Genomic DNA, 17387 nt, shown 5'->3' on the forward strand with positions numbered 1-17387 from the left:
GTGATTCGTTTTTCAACGACCACCCTTTGGCACATTCGATGCCGGGAGCGGGCGTCGTCCACCACATCATTTTCGACTGACTCGGCCGGGCCATCGGCCGGTTGATGTCCGCTTCTGTGCCGTAGGGGAAATGCCGGGCTCGACACTAACGCGTCGCCGCGGATAGACCGCCATCCCGCCCTCACAGGTCACGACAAGAATGGGCGCGGATCACCCAACTTTCCGGATTTGGCTTGATCGAACGTGGCGCGAGCGCTCGCGCCGCTGCTAGTTTCGGCGTTGACCAGATTAAATTCTTCTCGGGATTTCAAAGGCAAGCATCGATAATTGCACGTCAGGAGAAAATACGAACGGCGTAGCGCCAATCTTGTTGGCGCCAAGACGGGTGTAGAAACCGGCGGCATTCGGGTTCGCGTTAATCAGGATCACATTTCCTGCCATCTTTCTCGAAAGCTCCACAGCAGTCGCGAAAAGCCGGGTGCCAACGCCCCTCCGCGAAAAGGCTGGATCAACATAAATGCCCTCCAGTAGAATATAGCCTCCAATTCCCGTCGGTCTTGCAGCCACCCAGCCCTGCCGAGTCCCGGCTTCACCCTCAGCCACAAACACCAGCCCTGCTGCAACAAGCGGAAGGTTGATCTTGAGTCCAGGCATGAAGCGCGCAATGGCGTCATCGTCGTAACCGTCGTGCTTCGTTGCGCGCACCGAGATTTCGGTAAGCTCCGCGGCCTCGTCGACACGTGCAGGCCTAACTCGATTGCTTGTCATGGCTGATCCCTGTTCCACATCGCTCAAATAGCCGGAGCCGATCGAATTTCAAGGGACTGTAGCGGGTACAGCCAGTTGCCAGCGCAGACAGCAACCGGCCGAAAGACATTGTTCTCCTCTGGGTAATTTTCGGCGGATTCTGTGCAGCGTCGAGATCGGCCGCCTGCAAACACCTCGCGGCGCGGCAACGGAACAACGTTACATCTGAGAGTTCCGCGGAACGAAAAGGAGCGTCAGTCTTTCTCTGGCCTTTAGGGAGGTGCGCATGACTTATCAGGCCACGGAAGGCGCGTGTGCGTTCGCTTGGCGGAACTACTTGCTGCTCCACAGCGGTGTCAGCGAGAACGACAACAGGCGTTCCACTCTCTATAGCTACGTCACCAATCTGCGGGATACGGGTCAACACGATTTTGATCTCTTGCAGATAGCGGCAGTCGCCTACTTGAAGAACCTGGACGCACTGCATGACGACCGAGCTGCGAGACTCGCTGCAGATCGCGTGTTGGCCGATTGTCTGGAGTCACGCAGTGCACAGCAGACACTCGGCTTTAGGCCATAACACCAGAGCGAAGGAGCGAACAGCATGGCAGACCAGACCGCTAACGCAAACCGTTTCGCGCGCGACTCACAGAGCCGCATCTCGTCAGCAACAGCGATCGGCATGAATGCCTTGAAGCCAATCATGCACTTTCAGGTCTCAATGCTGAGGATGTGGGCCGATAGTATTGAGAGGTTCGCGGGCAATTACCAAAAGGAGTTGGACGAAACCGCGACCGCCGTAAAGGAACGGTCAGACAAGGAACGCGCCGCGTAAACTGACGCGACTAGTCAGGTTATCTTATCCCCTGAGAGCGGCGGAGTGGCCGACATCCGCCAGCCGCCGCTCGAGACCTGAGCGGACGAGCGAATGGACCGATCAAATGCCGAGCACACTCTGGTAGGCAAACAGAGCCGGGGCGCCGCCAGTATGAATGAAAACAACATCCGCGTCGGGTTGCCATCGCCTTGCCCGAACAAGCGCGATCAAGCCGGCCAATCCCTTCCCGGAGTAAACTGGGTCCAGGGGCAGGGCTTCGAGCGAACCCGCAAGCTTGATGGCCTCGATGGTGGCGGCATGCGGCAAGCCATAAGCCGGACCGGCGTGCCCCGCGACAACCTCGACATCGTTCTCGTCGAACTCGGTGCGGATCAAATCGGCTGCGGCTCTTGCGTAGGTGATGACGTCGGCACGCACGCGCACCGGTTCGGCATCGATGTCGATACCGATGATCCGCGTCTCAGGCATCGCAACCGATGCCCCGACAACGAGACCGGCCTGTGTTCCCGCGCTGCCGGTGCAATGCACGATCGCAGCGGGGCGAATGCCGAGTGCCTGCGACTGCTCCGCGAGCTCCACGATCGTCGATGCGTAGGCAATCGCGCCGAGTGGACTGGAAACGCCGTATGGCACGAAGTAGGGCCGGCGACCTTCTGCCCTGAGCCGGTTTCCCAGTTCCTCAATCGCGGCGTTGCGATTTCCTGTCCACGGCACATCATGGAGATGTGCACCGAACAACCGGTTGAGCAGCGCATTTCCCGAAGTCTCATACTCAGCGGTCGGCGGAGCCACACGACCGTGATAGACGGCAAGATGGCACTCCATCCCGAGCTTGGCTGCCGCGGCAGCGACCTGACGCTGGCTGTTGGACTGGACGACGCCACCAGAGACCAGCACATCAGCCTTGGATGCGATGGCATCGTGAAGGACGTAATCGAGCTTGCGCAGCTTGTTGCCGCCAAAGCCAAGACCGGTCGCGTCCTCACGCTTGACCCATAGGCGTGGCCCGCCCAAATACGTAGCAAGTCGCCTCATTGGCTCGAGAGGTGTGGGCAGGCTCGCGAGCCCCAAGCGCGGAAACACCGACAGCTTGGAGGCCAGAGCCGATGCGTCTCCTTTCGTCATGTCGTTGAGAGTACAGAGGCTGCCGACTTCCGCAAGGGGTCCGCAACCGCCTTCGCGGGGAGGCGCCCGCCATGTTACAAGGGCCGAGCGAAGCATTCCGAGACTGCCACTCAACCGAGAGAGAGCCAGTGGAGAACATTCGCAGTCGTGCATTTGAGTTCGTCGATAAGCTGCAGCAGATTCCCGCGACTGCAGGCATCATGGATGCATTGCGCGAAGCGCTCAGGCAGCACGGCGTCGAGTATTTCTGCTTCAGCTTCGTCACCCTCAGAGCAAACGAACGCACCGAAGATATTATCCTTGGTGACGAGTTCCCGGACGGTTGGGTGAAGCACTATATCGACAACGATTACGTTCATGCTGATCCTGCTGTCCGACATTCCAGGACGGCGACTCGACCCTTTCGATGGGTCAAGGAAGCCCCTTATGACGCGCGGCTTGAATTGAGGACTGTCGAGATGGTGCAGCGGGCGCGGGATTGGGGCCTGCAGGATGGCTACGTGGTCCCGGTTGCCTCACCCGCTGGCCGGTTGGGCCAGGTATGGTTCGGCGGCCACGAGGTCGAGTTGCCAGAGCATGAACTGCCTGCGCTGCACTTCATGGCGCTGTACGCGTTTGATCGGGTGCTGAGGTTGCGCGGCACGCCCGATTTGCCGCACATCATCCTATCGGAGCGCGAGCGCGAGGTGCTGACGCTGGCGGCCATCGGCCGGACGAGCGATCAGATTGCAGAGACAATGAATATAACCGAGCGGACGGTGAAGGAGCACATCAAGAACTGTTGCAAGAAGTTGGGTGCGGTAACCCGCACGCAGGCCGTGATGATTGCGATGCGCGACAGGATCATCCGGCCGTGAGCGTTTCTAGCGTAAATGCGGCCCGAGCCAATGACCGGGCTGCGTCCCCATAAGCAGCCCGTGCCTCAGGCTTCGGCCTCAATCCGGAACGAGCACCGGTTCGGACCAATCGGGCTGGAGCAATCCCAACAATCACCTCTTGCCGTATTCCGTGAAAACGTAATCGCGGCTCTGCACCACCGTGTGGCACGCGAACCCGCACTTCGCGTCATGTTCCTGCGGCGGAGTGCTCGCCTCTGTGGAGGGGCTAAAGGTATCGGACGCCGCGTCGTAGTCGAACGCGCCCCATCCCCATCCGCCACTATCCGCGAACCTCTTGCTATCCTTCACCATGAAATCAACGTCATGCTGGGTGCCCGGCACCGTTGGCTGACCAGGGTATGTTTCTTGCTTTTTTGGGATCCAGTGAATCTTCGCCATCTTGGCACCGTCCGGGAAAGGCTTGCCATTGCCGGGCACGCCTGCCCTGTAAGCATCGATCATTGCCTGATTCCCCACGATCACGGCGATCGCGCCGCCGTTCTCGCTGATCGCGATCACTGGCCAATCTTCGTATCCTCTAAACTCGGAGAACGCGAGCCCATTTGGTACTTGCACCGTGTACTTGTCCTGCGCGGAAATCGCGGCACCAACCGTGAAAACGACGATCGACGCCGAAGTACCGAGACCAATCAGCGTGAGTTTTTTCATTGTCGCATCTCCTTCGTTGGTTTAGCGGACGATGACGATCGATCACTCCGTTGGAAATTGCGTCGTCGCGTTTCCCTCTCCGAACAGCGCCGACCATTGCTCACCGGGAACGTGAGTACAGCATGGATTTGCGCATTACGAAACGGGGCGAACGCGCCGCTTGCGGGCGCCGTCGGCGGCATCAGCATCGTGATGATCGTGTTCGGGCTGACCGGCCGGAAAGAGCCGGTTTGAGCGGGCCGTGTACCGATTAAGCCGTTGGCGTCAGGCGATGGAGGCTCAGTCCGCCTTCTCCCGCAAGTCGAGAAGAACCACCGCATCAACCGGATTGACGTGATGCATGCGGAATATGCTCCGGCTGCGCCCCGGCGACCCACGCGGCCTCGTCGCTCCGGCGCGCCACCAACTCCTGCCGCATCGGCTTGAGAACGAAGATGGCCATCAGGGCGGCAATAACATTGAACAGCGCGGCAATGATGAAAGCGCCTTTCCAGCCTCCGGTCTCCATCACCAGCACGTTGGCGAGCGGCACCAGCAATGAGGCCGTTCCTTTCGCCGTGTAGAGCAAGCCCGCATTTGTGGTGGCGTACGCCGCACCAAAGCAATCGGTGCAGGTGGTTGGAAAGAGGCTGTAAATCTCACCCCAGGCGAAGAACACGACTCCGCTCAGAAGCACAAACCCCAGGGGGTTCTGCCCATAAACGTACAGAGCCCAAATGCCGATGCCCTCCAGCAGGAAGGCGATGAACATGGTGTTTTCACGCCCGAGGAAATCGGAAACCCAGCCAAAGAAGGGTCGCGTCAGTCCGTTGAGAACGCGATCGATCGTCAACGCAAATGTCAGCGCAGGCAGAGTGATGCCAATGAGCGTGACCGGCACGGTGTCGAGATGGAAGTCCTTGGCGATGGGCTTGAGTTGCGCCGTTGCCATCAACCCGCCCGCTGCCATCAGCGCAAACATCACATACATGACCCAGAACGTCGGCTCTTTGAGGACCTGTAGCGGCTTGTATTGAATAAGACTTTGCTGGACGAACCTGCTGGTCGAGACTTGCGGAGTTTGTCCATGGCGCGGTGCGAACAGGAACAACGACAGCACCACTACGACCAAGCCCTGAACTATGCCGAAAGTGAAGAATGTGGCCTCGTATCCATGGGTCGAGATCATCTTTTGAATGGGAACGATCGTGAGAGCCGAACCAATGCCGAAGCCTGCGGCCGTTAGTCCGGCCGCGAAGCCACGACGGTCGGGAAACCATTTGAGTGCATTGCCAATGCAGGTGCCGTAAACGGCGCCCGTGCCCACACCGCCGATGATCTGGGCAATGTACAGCATCGTCAGCGAATCCGCGGAGGAATTGATGATCCAGGCGAGTCCGGTAAGACACCCACCTACAAAGACAATAATCCGCGGCCCGAAACGATCGACGAGGTAGCCCTCGAATGGCACGAGCCAGGTTTCAAACAGCACAAAAAGCGTGAACGCCACCTGGATCGAGGCCAGGTTCCAGCCGTGCTTCTGGCTGATGGGGATGGTGAAAAGCGTCCACCCGTATTGGAGGTTGGCGATCATCACCATGCAGATGATGCCGACAATCAATTGAGTCCAACGGGTCGCTTCGGAGGCCTGCTCCGCAGGCCGGTCGGTATCTGACATCGCAGTCATGGGGGCGCTCCTTCACCCCCTGACCCTCCAAGTGTTGCGCAGCTTCTCTGGGATCGCCATTAGACGGAAGGATGAAGCGAGGCGGGCTGCCGCAAAAGATCTTCCCGCGTGTACGTTTTGGAGGAGGTGACCGCACGCTGCTCCCGCACTGGTTCGACAAAAAATTCAGGGATCGGCCGGAACCCTGACGGGAACATCACCTTGATCCTCCGCGCTGGATAGACCACGATCGCGCTTCTGACCGCTCACACCAGAATGGGCGAGGAAACGCGAATGAACGTCACTCCCGGGGTTGGCCTGGTCGAACGGGCGCGCTTGATTGCGCCGCTGATCGCGCGCGAGGCGGACGAGATCGAGCGGACACGGCGGCTGACGCCGCCCGTCGTCGACGCACTGATCGAGAACGGGCTTTACCGCGCGCTGCTGCCGCAGAGCCTCGGCGGCACTGAAGCCGCGCCCGAAGTTTTCATGCAGATGCTGGAGGAGGTCGCGAAGGCCGACGCGTCGGTTGCCTGGTGTCTCGGCCAGTGCAGCGTCTGTGCCATGATCGCAGCGTCGCTCGACCATGGCACCGCGCACGACATCTTCAACACGCCGCCCGGCGTCCTCGCCTGGGGTGCGGTTGCGCACGAGGCGCACGCGGTCGAGGGCGGCTACCGCGTCACGGCGCGCTGGGATTTTGCCTCCGGCTCGCGGCAGGCGAGCTGGCTGGGCGCGCATGTGCGCATCGTCGGCACCGACGGGGCGCCACGCAGAAATGCCGATGGCTCGCCGGAGGTGCGCACCATCCTGTTTCCGGTCGCAAGCGCGACGCTGCACGACGTCTGGCACGCGATCGGCCTCGCCGGCACCGGGACCGATTCCTATGAGGTCAACGATCTCCTCATCCCCGAGCGCTTCACCGCGTTTCGTGATGTGCCCTCCGCACTTCGCGAAACGGGGCCGCTCTACAAGCTCGGCACCGGCTCGACCTACAGCCTCGGCTTTGCCGCAGTGTCGCTTGGTGTTGCGCGGGCCGCGCTGGATGCGGCGATCGCGCTGGCGCGTGGCAAACATCAGTCGCTCGCGATGAAGGCGATGCGCGACAGCGCCGCCGTGCAAGGCCTGATCGGCCGCACCGAAGGCGACTTGCGTGCGGCGCGCGCGTATCTCTATGCGACGGCGGGCGCAATGTGGCGCGAGCTGACCGCAACCGGCGAATTCAGGGAGCCGCATCGCATGGCCGTACGGCTGGCATCAACCTGGACCATCCAACAGTCCGCCAAGGTGGTCGATGCCGCCTATCACATGGCAGGCGCCTCCGCGGTGTTCCGCAGCAATCCCTTCGAGCGGCGCTTTCGCGATATGCACGCGATCGCCCAGCAAATCCAGGCGCGCGACACGCATTATGAGGATGTCGGCAGGGCAATCCTGTCGGCGGGCTGAGCCTGCGATCCGGCCCTTCTAAGCCCTGCGCGCGCCGGGGAGCAGGCCGCGCCAACCGAGGCCGATGACCAGGGCGAGCATCAGGAGCAGCACTGTGCCGACGGCTAAGCCGACGATACGGTCGCCGCCCGAGCAGACGTCGCGATCGAGGCAGGCGCTCGAAAGCAAGCCCCGTTCCAGCAGGGCGCCAAGCGCCATCACATAAGTGAAAACGCCGAGCGCGAGATAGGCCATCGTCACCAGGGTGCGACGCAGGCGTGACGGCATTGCCGCGTCATCGAGCTCGCGGCGCTCGGTGATGAATTGCGATGACGTCGCCTTGGTGAGATCGCGGATCTGGACGGTGGAGTGCGTCAGGAGATCGTGAACCGCCTGGTTACGGCGCGTGGCCATCATGGTCAGGAAGGAATACCAGCTCAGCAAACTCTTGATGGCGAAGCGCGCGAACGCCTTTCTGAAGCTCAGATTGCCGCCGCCATCATCGACGATGCGCAGGTTGGTCCAGTAGTGCCCGAGCGTGCCGCCCGTGCGCGAGACCAGCACCGGCTCGTAGAACACCAGGATCAGCACGACCGCGATGCCAAGAACGCGCGCCACCGTGTCGCTTTGCAGATTGCTCGCCAGCGCCACGGCGCCGAACAGCAGGGCCATCGCCAGCATCCAGTCGAGCAGGATAGCCTTCAGCCGCCGCGAGAATCGCGCATAGCGCGGGCCGTCCGTCGTGGCTGGGGTAGTGAGGCTCATGAGCGCCGATCCCGTCATCCGATTCGATCATCAGACGCCGGGACTCGCGCAGAGGTTCAATCAGGCCACCAGCGCGGCGTTCTCCTCGCCGGCTGCGTCGACGCCGCGCTGCGCCGCGAGCAGGCTGACGATCTCGGCATTGGGACGGGCCCTGGAGAACAGGAAACCCTGCCCTTCGTGGCAGCCCTCGGCGCGCAGGCAGCTCAGCTCGGCCTCGGTCTCGACACCCTCGGCGGTGATGGTGACTCCTAAGCCTTTGCCGAGACTGACGATCGAGCGGATGATCGCCTGCGATTCGCGGTTGGCGCCGAGGTCGCGCACGAACGACTGATCGATCTTGATCTTGTCGAAGGGGAAGCTGCGCAAGTAGCTGAGGCTGGAATAGCCGGTGCCGAAATCGTCCATGGAGATCCGCACGCCGAGCGCGCGCAAGGCGTGCAGCGTCGCGAGCACCTGGGCGCTCTTCTCCAGCAGCAGCGTCTCGGTGATCTCGAGCTCGAGCCGAAGCGGCGGCAGGCCGGAATGCTTCAGCGCCTCGGTGACGATCGAGAGCAGATTGCCGCTGCGAAATTGCAGCGGCGACAGATTGACGGCGACGCGGACGTCGTCCGGCCAGGTCGCGGCATCCACGCAGGCCCGGCGCAGCATCAAGCCGCCGAGCGGGTTGATCAGTCCGGTGTCCTCGGCAACCGGAATGAACTCGGCCGGCGAGACCATGCCGCGCTCGGCGTGCGGCCAGCGCACCAGCGCCTCGAAGCCGGTGATGCGACCGCTCGAAAGGTCGATCAGCGGCTGATAGAATGGCCGTAGCACGTCGTTCTGGATCGCATCGCGCAGCTCGACCTCGATCTTGCGGCGGCTCTGCGCCCTCGCATGCAGTGCCGCCTCGAAGAACGCGAACGTCCCGCGTGCATCCAGCTTCGCGCGCGACAGCGCCATGTCGGCGCTCTTGAGCAACTTCTCGGACTCATCGCCGTCGCCGGGCGCCATGGCGATGCCGATGGAGGCGCCGATCACCACGGAATGGCCGTCGAGCAGATAGGGATCGGCGATGGCCCCCAGCAGGCGTTTTGCCAGCCCCACCGCATCCTCCGGCCGGGACAGGCCGCCCTGGACGACGACGAATTCGTCCGAATTGAGCCGCGCCAGCGCATCTTCGTCGCGCAGGGTGGAGCGCAGGCGCTTGGCGACGGCGCGCAGCAGCTTGTCGCCGATCGCGTGGCCGAGCGTGTCGTTGACCGCCTTGAAATTGTCGAGGCCCAGCATCAGCACCGCAACCTTCTCGGCGCTGCGGCGCGTATGCAGCAGCACCTCTTCCATCTGCTGACGCAGCAGATTGCGGTTCGGCAGCCCGGTCAGCCCGTCGTGCTGTGCCATGAAGGCAAGGCGCGCCTCGGCGCGCTTGCGTTCGGTGATGTCCATGAGTGCCAGCAGCACCGCTGGCCGATCGGCGTAGGTCAGTTCGCGCGAATAGATCGCCAGATCAATCAGCGCGCCGTCGGCCTTCACATGCTTCCAGGTCCGCGCGGCCTGCTCCTCGCTGCTGCGGCCGCCTGTCCAGGGCAGCTCGCTGTCGAAGGCCTGCAGCGAGCGGATAGTCAACTTCTCGAATTCGGTGCGACTGTGGCCGTAATGCGCGACCGCGGCGTCGTTGACGGCGAGGATGCGCTCGTCGTCCAGCGCGCAGACGATCATCGGCACGGGGTTGCTGTCGAACAGCAGGCGGAACGAGGCCTCGCGCTGCTTCAGCTCGGTGATGTCGACGCGGAGACCGACGACACCGCCGTCATCGGTCAGGCGCTCGTCGATCAGGATGACGCGGCCGTCGGCCAGCTTCTGCTCGTGACGCGCGCCGGGCTGACGGAGCTTTTGAAGCCGCTCGGTGATCCATTCCTCTTCATGACCGGTGGCTTCCGGATAGTCGCCGCGCCCAACGCCGATGCGCAGGGTATCCTCCAGCCGCGCGCCTTGCGCGAACAGGTCGGCGGTCTTGCTGTAGATCTCGGAATATTTCTTGTTCCAGAGAACGTAGCGGCCCTCGGGGTCGAGAAACACGATGCCTTGCGGCAGGAGGTCGATGGCCTGGCGCAGCCGTTCATGCGATTTGCGCGCATCCGCGATCGCAGCTTCGGCTTCCGCACGGCTCTGCACGAGCGCATCTGTCTCGACCGGCGCAGCATGAGGCTTCACGCGCTTGGTCGCGGGCTCGCGCGATCGTCCGGCTGCCCAGGTGAGCGCCGACCGCTTTCGCTTTCTTGCTTTTCGAGATCCCAAACTGAACTTCACTCGTCGCACTCGCGCCTAGCGGTCGCAAGTTGTCCGACAAGTGTCTGAAAAAAAAGTAATCCTGGGCGCGCCGCCCGCCGGGCGCGCCGCGCGGCGTCCCCTCGCGAATTGTACTTTCGTGCCGGATTGAAGAGCGGCTGAGCCTTGCGCGTCGCGATAGACGAATGCGGTAGTCGCTACCGGAAGGAAGGATGACGCAAAAACGCGCGCCCCTATGAATCGATTCCGAATTTTGTCGGTTTTTATACAGGGCATGGCGATCCCTGACGTCATCGCACGAATTTTGATCAATCCAGCTTAGGGTTATTGCGGCGTTAAGAGAGGCCGCCGTCAGCCCCGTCGGGGCTGAATTTTTCGAGGTGAATCCTAATCAGCACCCGGCGACTTGGGCACAACAGCTTTCGCGTTGTGGTCGGACAAAACTGCCGGCACGTCGAACTTGCCGGTCTCGAGATGATCCGACATCTTTCAGCCTGCGGCAGCAACGTGGCTGGCGGATCGTCCGGCGGCGGCGTTTGCAATCGAGAGGTCGAGCGAAACCTGCTCACGGGACCGCGCCATGCGCCTTCAGTTCGGCAATGGCGGCGTCCCGTTCGTCAGAATCCTGCGGGCAATCGCTGGCCACAACACGAAAAAAGCGGGTTGCTTCATCCTTCACCCCCTTCGTCAGCGCAAGCTCTCCACTGTAGAAATTGACCTCGCAGACTTTGTCCTTCTTCTTGGCGGCGTCCGGATCGTCGATGGCAGCAAGGACAGCAGCAGGCGTCATCTGGTCCATGAACAATCTGATGACCGGCGCCGGCCAGACAGTCATGTCGACCTTGGAGCTGGCTTGCGCCAGACGGCTCGGGAGATTGTTCCGCCGACTGACGATATCGAGCCACAACGCCGAATAGGCATCCTCCGGCGCGTTCGCACTTGCCCGGCTAAGATCGGCCAGCGCCTTTTCGGCTGAGCCGGCAAAGAAATATGAACGCCCCCGGACAAGGTAGGCGAGATAGGATCCCGGATCGAGCCGGATGGCCTCATTGTAGTCGGCCATAGCGCGGACGTCATCACGCTTGGCGTGGTAAGCGATGCCTCGAATGATGAAGGCGTTGGCCTCTTTGGGGTCGAGCCGGATCGCCTCACTATAGTCAGCGATGGCGCGGTCATTGTCGCCCTTGTGGCTGAAGGCGTTACCGCGACCGAGGAAGGCGCCGACGCGTTTGGGATCGAGCCGTATCGCCTCGCTGTAATCGGTGATGGCGCGGTCGTTCTCGCCCTTGGCGCGAAACGCCATCCCTCGACCGACGAAGGCCTTGACGTACTTGGGATCGAGCCGGATCGCCTCGTTGTAGTCGGCGACGGCGCGGTCGTTATCACCCTTGTCGTGGTAGGCGCTCCCTCGATTTTGGAAGGCCATGGCGAATGTGGGATCGATACGGATCGCCTCACTATAGTCGGCGATGGCGCGGTCGTTGTCACCCTTGTCGTTGAAGGCGTTACCTCGATTGACGAACGCCTTGACGTACTTGGGATCGAGCCGGATCGCCTCGCTGTAGTCGGCAATGGCGCGGTCGTTATCACCCTTGTCGTGGTAGGCGCTCCCTCGATTTTGGAAGGCCATGGCGGATTTGGGATCAAGACGAATCGCCTCGTTGAAGTCGGCGATGGCCCGGTCGGTATCGTTCTCGTCGCTGAAGGCAATACCTCGACCGACAAAGGTGTTGCCGTGCTTGGGATCGAGCCGGATTGCCTCGCTGTAGTCGGCGATAGCGCGGTCGTTGTCGCCCCTGTCGTGGTAGGCGCTACCTCGATTTTGGAAGGCCGTGGCGAATTTGGAATCGAGTCGGATCGCCTCATTGTAGTCGGCGATGGCGCGGTCGAGGTCGCCCTTGGCGTGGTAGGCGTTACCTCGATTTTGGAAGGCCATGGCGAATTTGGGATCGATGCGGATCGCCTTATTCAAGTCGGCCATGGCGCGGTCGTTGTCACCCTTGGCGTGATAGGCGGCAGCTCGATTGGTGTAGAAGGCCGCCAGATGAGAGCCTTTCCATTGCCCCGAATTGATGCCCTGCGTACAGTCAATGATCGCAGCCTCGGGGTCTTGCGGACTGTCACACTCGCCAGCGGCGTCGGCTGAGTAACTTAAGAACATCGTTGCGGCAAAGAGCGCGCTCCAAAATCTCCAATCCGCGGGGCTCATGCAATGTCCTTGGGTGACCTCTGGTATCCCCGAGTTTGTATCAGTTTTTGTTGTTCCGGTTCACGTTAACCCCGAGGTCTCATTGGTGTATAAGAGGCGCAGCATGAGTCCCTGCCGCCTCGCCCCCCCTCTGCTTCTGCTTATCCTCCTGAACGCCGGCAGCGCACTGGCCCAGGACAAGGGCAGCGTTAACCCAAAACCGCTGCCGCCGCTCGCCAATCCCAACGACCCCAAGATCGGCGCCAAGGAGCTGTTCGCGCGCAAACTGCTGCCTTCGACGGGGCCGGCGCATGTCATCGGCTCCTACGTCAAGGGTTGCATCGGCGGCGCGGCGCAGATGCCGCTCAACGGCGACAACTGGCAGGTGATGCGGCTGTCGCGCAATCGCAACTGGGGCCACCCCGACATGATCGCGCTGATCAAGCGCCTCGCGGCCAAGGCGCACAAGGACGCCGGCTGGCCAGGCATCCTGGTCGGCGACATCGGCCAGCCGCGCGGCGGACCTGCGCTGTCGGGCCATGCCAGCCACCAGATTGGTCTGGATGCCGACATCTGGCTGACGCCGATGCCGGACCATCGCCTCTCGCGCGAGGAGCGCGAGGAGATGTCCGCGGTGATGATGGTGCGCGAGGACCGGCTCGACATCGATCCAAAAGTGTTCACCCCTGGCCACGTGCTGGTGCTGCGCGACGCGGCGCAGGAGCCGGCGGTGCAGCGCATCTTCGTCAATCCCGCGATCAAGAAAGCGCTCTGCCGCGAGGCCAAGGGCGACCGCGCCTGGCTGTCAAAAATCCGACCGTGGTGGGGTCACGACTATCACTTCCACATCCGCATGCGCTGTCCGCCCGGCGCCAGCGAATGCCAGAGCCAGCCGTCACAATCCGAGGACGAAGGCTGCAAGCCGTCCGATCTCGCCTACTGGTTCAGCGACGGCGTGCTGCATCCGAAGGCACCGCCGGAGCCGTCCAAGCCGAAGCCGCCGATGACGCTGGCGCAAATGCCCGCCGCCTGCAAAGCCGTGCTGCGCGCACCGGACGCGAAGCCGTAGCGGGTTCGCAAGCACGCCGCCGCCAAATCCACCGGTGTCGTCCCGGGGCGCGAAGCGAGCCCGGGATGACGAGCACCCCGCGAATGCGCTAGGATCACCACGCCGCCCTGCCGTAAGCAAAGCGGCGTGTCGGGATGCGCGTCCCGTTCTTCAACACGACTGACTGCACGCCCCCGCGTCTTTCGCGCGGCCAACGATGAGATTTGACATGCGCATCCTCGCTTTCCTCGCCGCACTCGCGCTCGGCGCGACCTCCGCCTTGGCTGCCGAAGAGCCGAGCGGCTGCGACAAGTTCAAATGGCCGATCGAGCACGAGCGCGCCGCGCTCACCGCGCCGGACCGCGCCAAGCTCGCCTCAGGCAGCGAGCAGGCGGCCGTGCCGTCATCGGCCATCACGCTGGGCCTCGTCGCGCCGGCGGATGCCAAGCTGCCCTCCCCGCCTGAACGCGCGCCGAAGGACGGCACCTTTGCCGGCTTTGCGAGCTTCAAGACCGCGCCCAAGGCCGGCATCTACACCATCAGCCTGTCGGCAGGCGCCTGGGTCGACGTGGTTCAGGACGGGCATTTCCTCAAGCCCGTGGCCTTCAGCGGCGCGACCGACTGTGACGGCATCCGCAAGACCATGAAATACGAGCTTTCGGCCAAGCCTTTCCTGCTCCAGGTCAGCGGCGCGAAGGAGAATTCGGTCTCGATCGCGATCCTGCCCGCGGAATAGGCGTCATCCGTTAGACAAACGGTAGCCTTTACCGTAAGCCCCAGCCTGCTATGTTTGCGGTGCGATATCCCTGCCGGCCGTAAGCCGTTGCGGGGATTAGCGGAACAGCGCTTCCGTCCATCGCACCCCAACCCATTTCACGCCAGATCTGCGCGTGCGTTTTTGCGCGCGACCTCGCACGGAGCGCTATCCATGTTTCGTTTTGCCGGACTTTTCACCGCCTTCGTCATCCTCGCGGGTGCGAGCCTCTCGCCTGCCGTCGCCGAGGACAAGACGATCACCGTCTTTGCCGCCGCCTCGATGAAGAACGCGCTCGACGAGGTCGACGCGGCCTATACCGCCAAGACCGGCGTCAAGTTTTCGGTGAGCTATGCCGCGAGCTCGGTTTTGGCAAAACAGATCGAGCAGGGCGCGCCGGCTGACGTGTTCGTCTCCGCCGATACCGACTGGATGGACTACGCGATCTCCAAAAAGACCATCAACGAGCCCACCCGCGTCAACCTGCTCGGCAACAGCATCGTGCTGATCGCGCCGAAGGATTCCAAAATCGACAACGTCACGATCGCCCAGGGTTTTGACCTCGCCAAGCTCGCCGGCGACGGCAAGATCGCGACCGGCGACGTGAAGTCGGTGCCGGTCGGCAAATACGCCAAGGCCGCGCTGGAGAAGCTCGGTGCATGGCAGGCCGCCGAACCGAAATTCGCCATGGCCGAGAGCGTGCGTGCCGCGTTGACGCTGGTGGCGCGTGGTGAGGCCGCACTTGGTATCGTCTATTCGACCGACGCCAAGGTCGAGCCCGGCGTCAAGATCGTCGGCACCTTCCCGGCCGACTCGCATCCCGCGATCATCTATCCGGTCGCGGCGACCACGACCGCGAAGGGCGAAACCTCTGACTATCTCGCCTTCCTGCGCTCGACGACGGCCAAGACCATCCTCGAGAAGTACGGCTTCAAGTTCCTGATCAGCCCCACAACTTAATGCCTGCAACTTGATGCTTGCGACTTGATGTCCGCGATCACATCGGCCGAATGGACCGCGATCCTGCTTTCGCTGAGGGTCGCGGTCATCGCAACGCTGGTCGCGACGCCGTTCGGCATCGCGCTGGCGTGGCTGCTCGCGCGGCGTGACTTCTGGGGCAAATCGCTGCTCGACGCGCTGGTGCATCTGCCCCTGGTGCTGCCGCCGGTCGTCACCGGCTATCTGCTGCTGCTGACGTTCGGCCGGCGCGGCCTCATCGGCGGCTTCCTTGCGGATTATCTCGGCATCGTCTTCGCGTTTCGCTGGACCGGCGCCGCGCTCGCCTGCGGCGTGATGTCGTTTCCGCTGCTGGTGCGACCGATCCGGCTCTCGATCGAGGCGGTCGACCGCAGGCTCGAGCAGGCCTCGGAGACGCTGGGTGCCGCGCCCTGGAAGGTCTTCTTCACGGTGACGCTGCCTCTTGCTTTGCCTGGTGTCCTTGCCGGCATGGTACTCGGCTTTGCCAAGGCGATCGGCGAGTTCGGCGCCACTATCACCTTCGTCTCCAACATTCCCGGCGAGACGCAGACGATCTCGTCGGCCATCTATTCGCTGATCCAGACGCCGGACGGCGATGCGGCAGCCGGTCGGCTCGTGATCATCTCGATCGTGCTCGCGCTCGGTGCGCTGATCGGGGCCGAATGGTTCGCGCGGCGGGCGACCGCACGGCTGCACGGGAACTGACCATGCTGCGCGTCGACGTCGAGAAACAGCTCGGTGAGTTCTCGCTTCAAGCATCCTTCGCCAGCGAAGGCCGCGTCACCGGCCTGTTCGGCGCCTCGGGCTCCGGCAAGACCACGCTGGTCAACATGATCGCGGGCCTGTTGCGGCCCGATCGCGGCACCATCGTCATCGATGGTGAGACGGTCGACGACACCGCGGCCGGAATCCACGTGCCGGCCTATCGCCGGCGCATCGGCTATGTCTTCCAGGATGCGCGGCTGTTTCCGCATCTGAACGTCGCGCAGAACCTCGACTATGGCCGGCGGATGAACCACCTCGCGCATGATCCTGCGCAACAGGCACGCATCGTCGATCTGCTCGACATCGGAGCCCTGCTCGACCGGCGTCCCGGAAAACTCTCCGGTGGCGAGCGCCAGCGCGTCGCGCTCGGCCGCGCGCTGTTGTCCAAGCCGCGGCTGCTGCTGCTGGATGAGCCACTTGGCGCACTGGACGAAGGCCGCAAGCTCGAGATCCTGCCCTACCTCGTGCGGCTGCGCGACGAGGCCAACGTGCCCATGGTCTATGTCAGCCACGACGCAGCCGAGCTGCGCCAGCTCGCCACGCAAATCGTGATGCTGCGCCAGGGCCGCGTGACGTCGTTCGGCGGGGTGAAGGTCCTGACGTGAGGGGGAAAAGCAGTGCTGGCTAGACGCACACACTGGCGCAACACTCTCCACTGTCGTCCCCGCGCAGGCGGGGACCCATAACCACAGGATTTTGCAGCCAACGAAGGTTGTAACCCCGAGTCATCGCCAAACCTGATCCTGTGGTTATGGGTCCCGGGCTCGCGCTTCGCGCGCCCCGGGACGACAGTTGAGAGGGACGCGACTTCATCGCGTCATCTCGAGATCGCGACTTGCCTACCATCCACGCTCCACGTTGCGCACGTCGCCGGTGTTGGCGTCGACATAGACCTCCATCCAGCGACCGGTACGGTCGCGGCCCTGGATTTGCCATTCGTCGCCGAGGAACTCGGTGTTCGAGACGGTCCTGATGCCAAGGTTGGTCGCGATGCCGAGCGCGACCTCCATCGAGACCTGGTCGCCGGAATCAAAGGCCAAGGCAGGCGCCGACGCGCCAAGCGCAAGGACCGTGACGATCGGGATGATGAACTTCCGCATGGAACCACTCCTGTTAAGTTGCCACGCGGCTAACAAGGGGCACCGGCGAGCGTTCCGTGTTCCGATCACGATGCGGTGCGCGAATGTTCGGCAAGTCGCGGCGAATTGGTGCCGGTTCCGCACGCCATCACGCTCTTCATCGTCGTCCTGGCGAAAGCCAGGACCCATTAACCAAGGGAGAAGTCGTAGCGGGAGAT

17 protein-coding genes are annotated in these 17387 nt (G+C 62.7%); 9 read left to right on the forward strand and 8 right to left on the reverse strand.

The window, feature by feature from the left end; all coding sequences use genetic code 11:
- Positions 1 to 288: 288 nt before the first annotated feature.
- The gene (locus tag Q3C01_RS25055; RefSeq protein WP_458147968.1) at positions 289 to 768 is read right to left on the reverse strand and encodes a GNAT family N-acetyltransferase; all 480 of its coding nucleotides are present in this window, start codon (positions 766 to 768) and stop codon (positions 289 to 291) included.
- A gap of 265 nt (positions 769 to 1033) precedes the next feature.
- Here Q3C01_RS25055 and Q3C01_RS25060 point away from each other — a divergent pair, with 265 nt between their 5' ends.
- Both Q3C01_RS25060 and Q3C01_RS25065 read left to right on the forward strand, forming a co-directional pair.
- Positions 1034 to 1327, forward strand: a complete 294-nt coding sequence (locus Q3C01_RS25060) for a hypothetical protein (protein WP_458147969.1) — start codon at positions 1034 to 1036, stop codon at positions 1325 to 1327.
- A 24-nt stretch (positions 1328 to 1351) separates the two neighbouring features.
- On the forward strand, positions 1352 to 1582 hold the full coding sequence (locus Q3C01_RS25065; RefSeq protein WP_458147970.1) for a hypothetical protein: 231 nt from the start codon (positions 1352 to 1354) through the stop codon (positions 1580 to 1582).
- 102 nt (positions 1583 to 1684) lie between these two features.
- Here the strand turns inward: Q3C01_RS25065 and Q3C01_RS25070 are convergent, their stop codons facing one another.
- Positions 1685 to 2656: a D-cysteine desulfhydrase family protein gene (locus Q3C01_RS25070; protein WP_458147971.1), complete on the reverse strand. Its 972-nt coding sequence runs from the start codon at positions 2654 to 2656 to the stop codon at positions 1685 to 1687.
- 182 nt (positions 2657 to 2838) lie between these two features.
- Between Q3C01_RS25070 and Q3C01_RS25075 the strand changes: the two genes are divergently transcribed.
- The gene (locus Q3C01_RS25075; RefSeq protein ID WP_458147972.1) at positions 2839 to 3567 is read left to right on the forward strand and encodes a helix-turn-helix transcriptional regulator; all 729 of its coding nucleotides are present in this window, start codon (positions 2839 to 2841) and stop codon (positions 3565 to 3567) included.
- 132 nt (positions 3568 to 3699) lie between these two features.
- Here the strand turns inward: Q3C01_RS25075 and Q3C01_RS25080 are convergent, their stop codons facing one another.
- Entirely contained in the window at positions 3700 to 4257 is a 558-nt protein-coding gene (locus tag Q3C01_RS25080; RefSeq protein ID WP_458147973.1) for a cytochrome P460 family protein, read from the reverse strand.
- 319 nt (positions 4258 to 4576) lie between these two features.
- On the reverse strand, positions 4577 to 5914 hold the full coding sequence (gene oxlT, locus Q3C01_RS25085) for an oxalate/formate MFS antiporter (RefSeq protein ID WP_458148049.1): 1338 nt from the start codon (positions 5912 to 5914) through the stop codon (positions 4577 to 4579).
- Positions 5915 to 6196: 282 nt separating this feature from the next.
- Between oxlT and Q3C01_RS25090 the strand changes: the two genes are divergently transcribed.
- Positions 6197 to 7348: an acyl-CoA dehydrogenase family protein gene (locus Q3C01_RS25090; RefSeq protein ID WP_458147974.1), complete on the forward strand. Its 1152-nt coding sequence runs from the start codon at positions 6197 to 6199 to the stop codon at positions 7346 to 7348.
- 18 nt (positions 7349 to 7366) lie between these two features.
- Here Q3C01_RS25090 and Q3C01_RS25095 read toward each other — a convergent pair whose 3' ends face one another.
- From Q3C01_RS25095 to Q3C01_RS25105, 3 genes are all read right to left on the reverse strand, one after another.
- A complete protein-coding gene (locus Q3C01_RS25095) occupies positions 7367 to 8092 on the reverse strand; it encodes an RDD family protein (protein ID WP_458147975.1) in 726 nt (241 codons plus the stop codon).
- A gap of 60 nt (positions 8093 to 8152) precedes the next feature.
- Positions 8153 to 10282 (reverse strand): sensor domain-containing protein, encoded by a 2130-nt coding sequence (locus Q3C01_RS25100; RefSeq protein WP_458147976.1) that lies wholly within the window; start codon positions 10280 to 10282, stop codon positions 8153 to 8155.
- A 640-nt stretch (positions 10283 to 10922) separates the two neighbouring features.
- Positions 10923 to 12566 carry a tetratricopeptide repeat protein gene (locus tag Q3C01_RS25105; RefSeq protein ID WP_458147977.1) on the reverse strand — a complete coding sequence of 548 codons (1644 nt, stop codon included), beginning with the start codon at positions 12564 to 12566 and terminating at the stop codon, positions 10923 to 10925.
- Between the two features lie 103 nt (positions 12567 to 12669).
- On the opposite strand from Q3C01_RS25105, the gene mepA reads away from it, so the two are divergent.
- The 5 genes from mepA to modC all read left to right on the forward strand — a co-directional run bounded on the left by mepA (position 12670) and on the right by modC (position 16695).
- Positions 12670 to 13614 (forward strand): penicillin-insensitive murein endopeptidase, encoded by a 945-nt coding sequence (mepA, locus tag Q3C01_RS25110; RefSeq protein WP_458147978.1) that lies wholly within the window; start codon positions 12670 to 12672, stop codon positions 13612 to 13614.
- 208 nt (positions 13615 to 13822) lie between these two features.
- Positions 13823 to 14329 carry a hypothetical protein gene (locus tag Q3C01_RS25115; protein ID WP_458147979.1) on the forward strand — a complete coding sequence of 169 codons (507 nt, stop codon included), beginning with the start codon at positions 13823 to 13825 and terminating at the stop codon, positions 14327 to 14329.
- Between the two features lie 192 nt (positions 14330 to 14521).
- Positions 14522 to 15307: a molybdate ABC transporter substrate-binding protein gene (gene modA, locus Q3C01_RS25120; protein ID WP_458147980.1), complete on the forward strand. Its 786-nt coding sequence runs from the start codon at positions 14522 to 14524 to the stop codon at positions 15305 to 15307.
- A gap of 27 nt (positions 15308 to 15334) precedes the next feature.
- Entirely contained in the window at positions 15335 to 16030 is a 696-nt protein-coding gene (gene modB, locus Q3C01_RS25125; protein WP_458147981.1) for a molybdate ABC transporter permease subunit, read from the forward strand.
- A 2-nt stretch (positions 16031 to 16032) separates the two neighbouring features.
- The gene (gene modC / locus Q3C01_RS25130) at positions 16033 to 16695 is read left to right on the forward strand and encodes a molybdenum ABC transporter ATP-binding protein (RefSeq protein ID WP_458147982.1); all 663 of its coding nucleotides are present in this window, start codon (positions 16033 to 16035) and stop codon (positions 16693 to 16695) included.
- A 234-nt stretch (positions 16696 to 16929) separates the two neighbouring features.
- On the opposite strand, the gene Q3C01_RS25135 is transcribed toward modC, so the two are convergent.
- Positions 16930 to 17190, reverse strand: a complete 261-nt coding sequence (locus Q3C01_RS25135) for a PepSY domain-containing protein (RefSeq protein WP_458147983.1) — start codon at positions 17188 to 17190, stop codon at positions 16930 to 16932.
- Between the last annotated feature and the right edge of the window lie 197 nt (positions 17191 to 17387).

This window comes from Bradyrhizobium sp. UFLA05-109, assembly GCF_054185165.1.

Coding starts and splice junctions, on each gene's coding strand:
- mepA (WP_458147978.1), top strand. CDS start 12,670: ATGAGTCCCTGCCGCCTCGCCCCCCCTCTGCTTCTGCTTATCCTCCTG.
- Q3C01_RS25135 (WP_458147983.1), bottom strand. CDS start 17,190: ATGCGGAAGTTCATCATCCCGATCGTCACGGTCCTTGCGCTTGGCGCG.
- Q3C01_RS25065 (WP_458147970.1), top strand. CDS start 1,352: ATGGCAGACCAGACCGCTAACGCAAACCGTTTCGCGCGCGACTCACAG.
- Q3C01_RS25105 (WP_458147977.1), bottom strand. CDS start 12,566: ATGAGCCCCGCGGATTGGAGATTTTGGAGCGCGCTCTTTGCCGCAACG.
- modA (WP_458147980.1), top strand. CDS start 14,522: ATGTTTCGTTTTGCCGGACTTTTCACCGCCTTCGTCATCCTCGCGGGT.
- Q3C01_RS25080 (WP_458147973.1), bottom strand. CDS start 4,257: ATGAAAAAACTCACGCTGATTGGTCTCGGTACTTCGGCGTCGATCGTC.
- modB (WP_458147981.1), top strand. CDS start 15,335: ATGTCCGCGATCACATCGGCCGAATGGACCGCGATCCTGCTTTCGCTG.
- oxlT (WP_458148049.1), bottom strand. CDS start 5,914: ATGTCAGATACCGACCGGCCTGCGGAGCAGGCCTCCGAAGCGACCCGT.
- Q3C01_RS25090 (WP_458147974.1), top strand. CDS start 6,197: ATGAACGTCACTCCCGGGGTTGGCCTGGTCGAACGGGCGCGCTTGATT.
- Q3C01_RS25060 (WP_458147969.1), top strand. CDS start 1,034: ATGACTTATCAGGCCACGGAAGGCGCGTGTGCGTTCGCTTGGCGGAAC.
- Q3C01_RS25055 (WP_458147968.1), bottom strand. CDS start 768: ATGACAAGCAATCGAGTTAGGCCTGCACGTGTCGACGAGGCCGCGGAG.
- Q3C01_RS25115 (WP_458147979.1), top strand. CDS start 13,823: ATGCGCATCCTCGCTTTCCTCGCCGCACTCGCGCTCGGCGCGACCTCC.
- modC (WP_458147982.1), top strand. CDS start 16,033: ATGCTGCGCGTCGACGTCGAGAAACAGCTCGGTGAGTTCTCGCTTCAA.
- Q3C01_RS25095 (WP_458147975.1), bottom strand. CDS start 8,092: ATGAGCCTCACTACCCCAGCCACGACGGACGGCCCGCGCTATGCGCGA.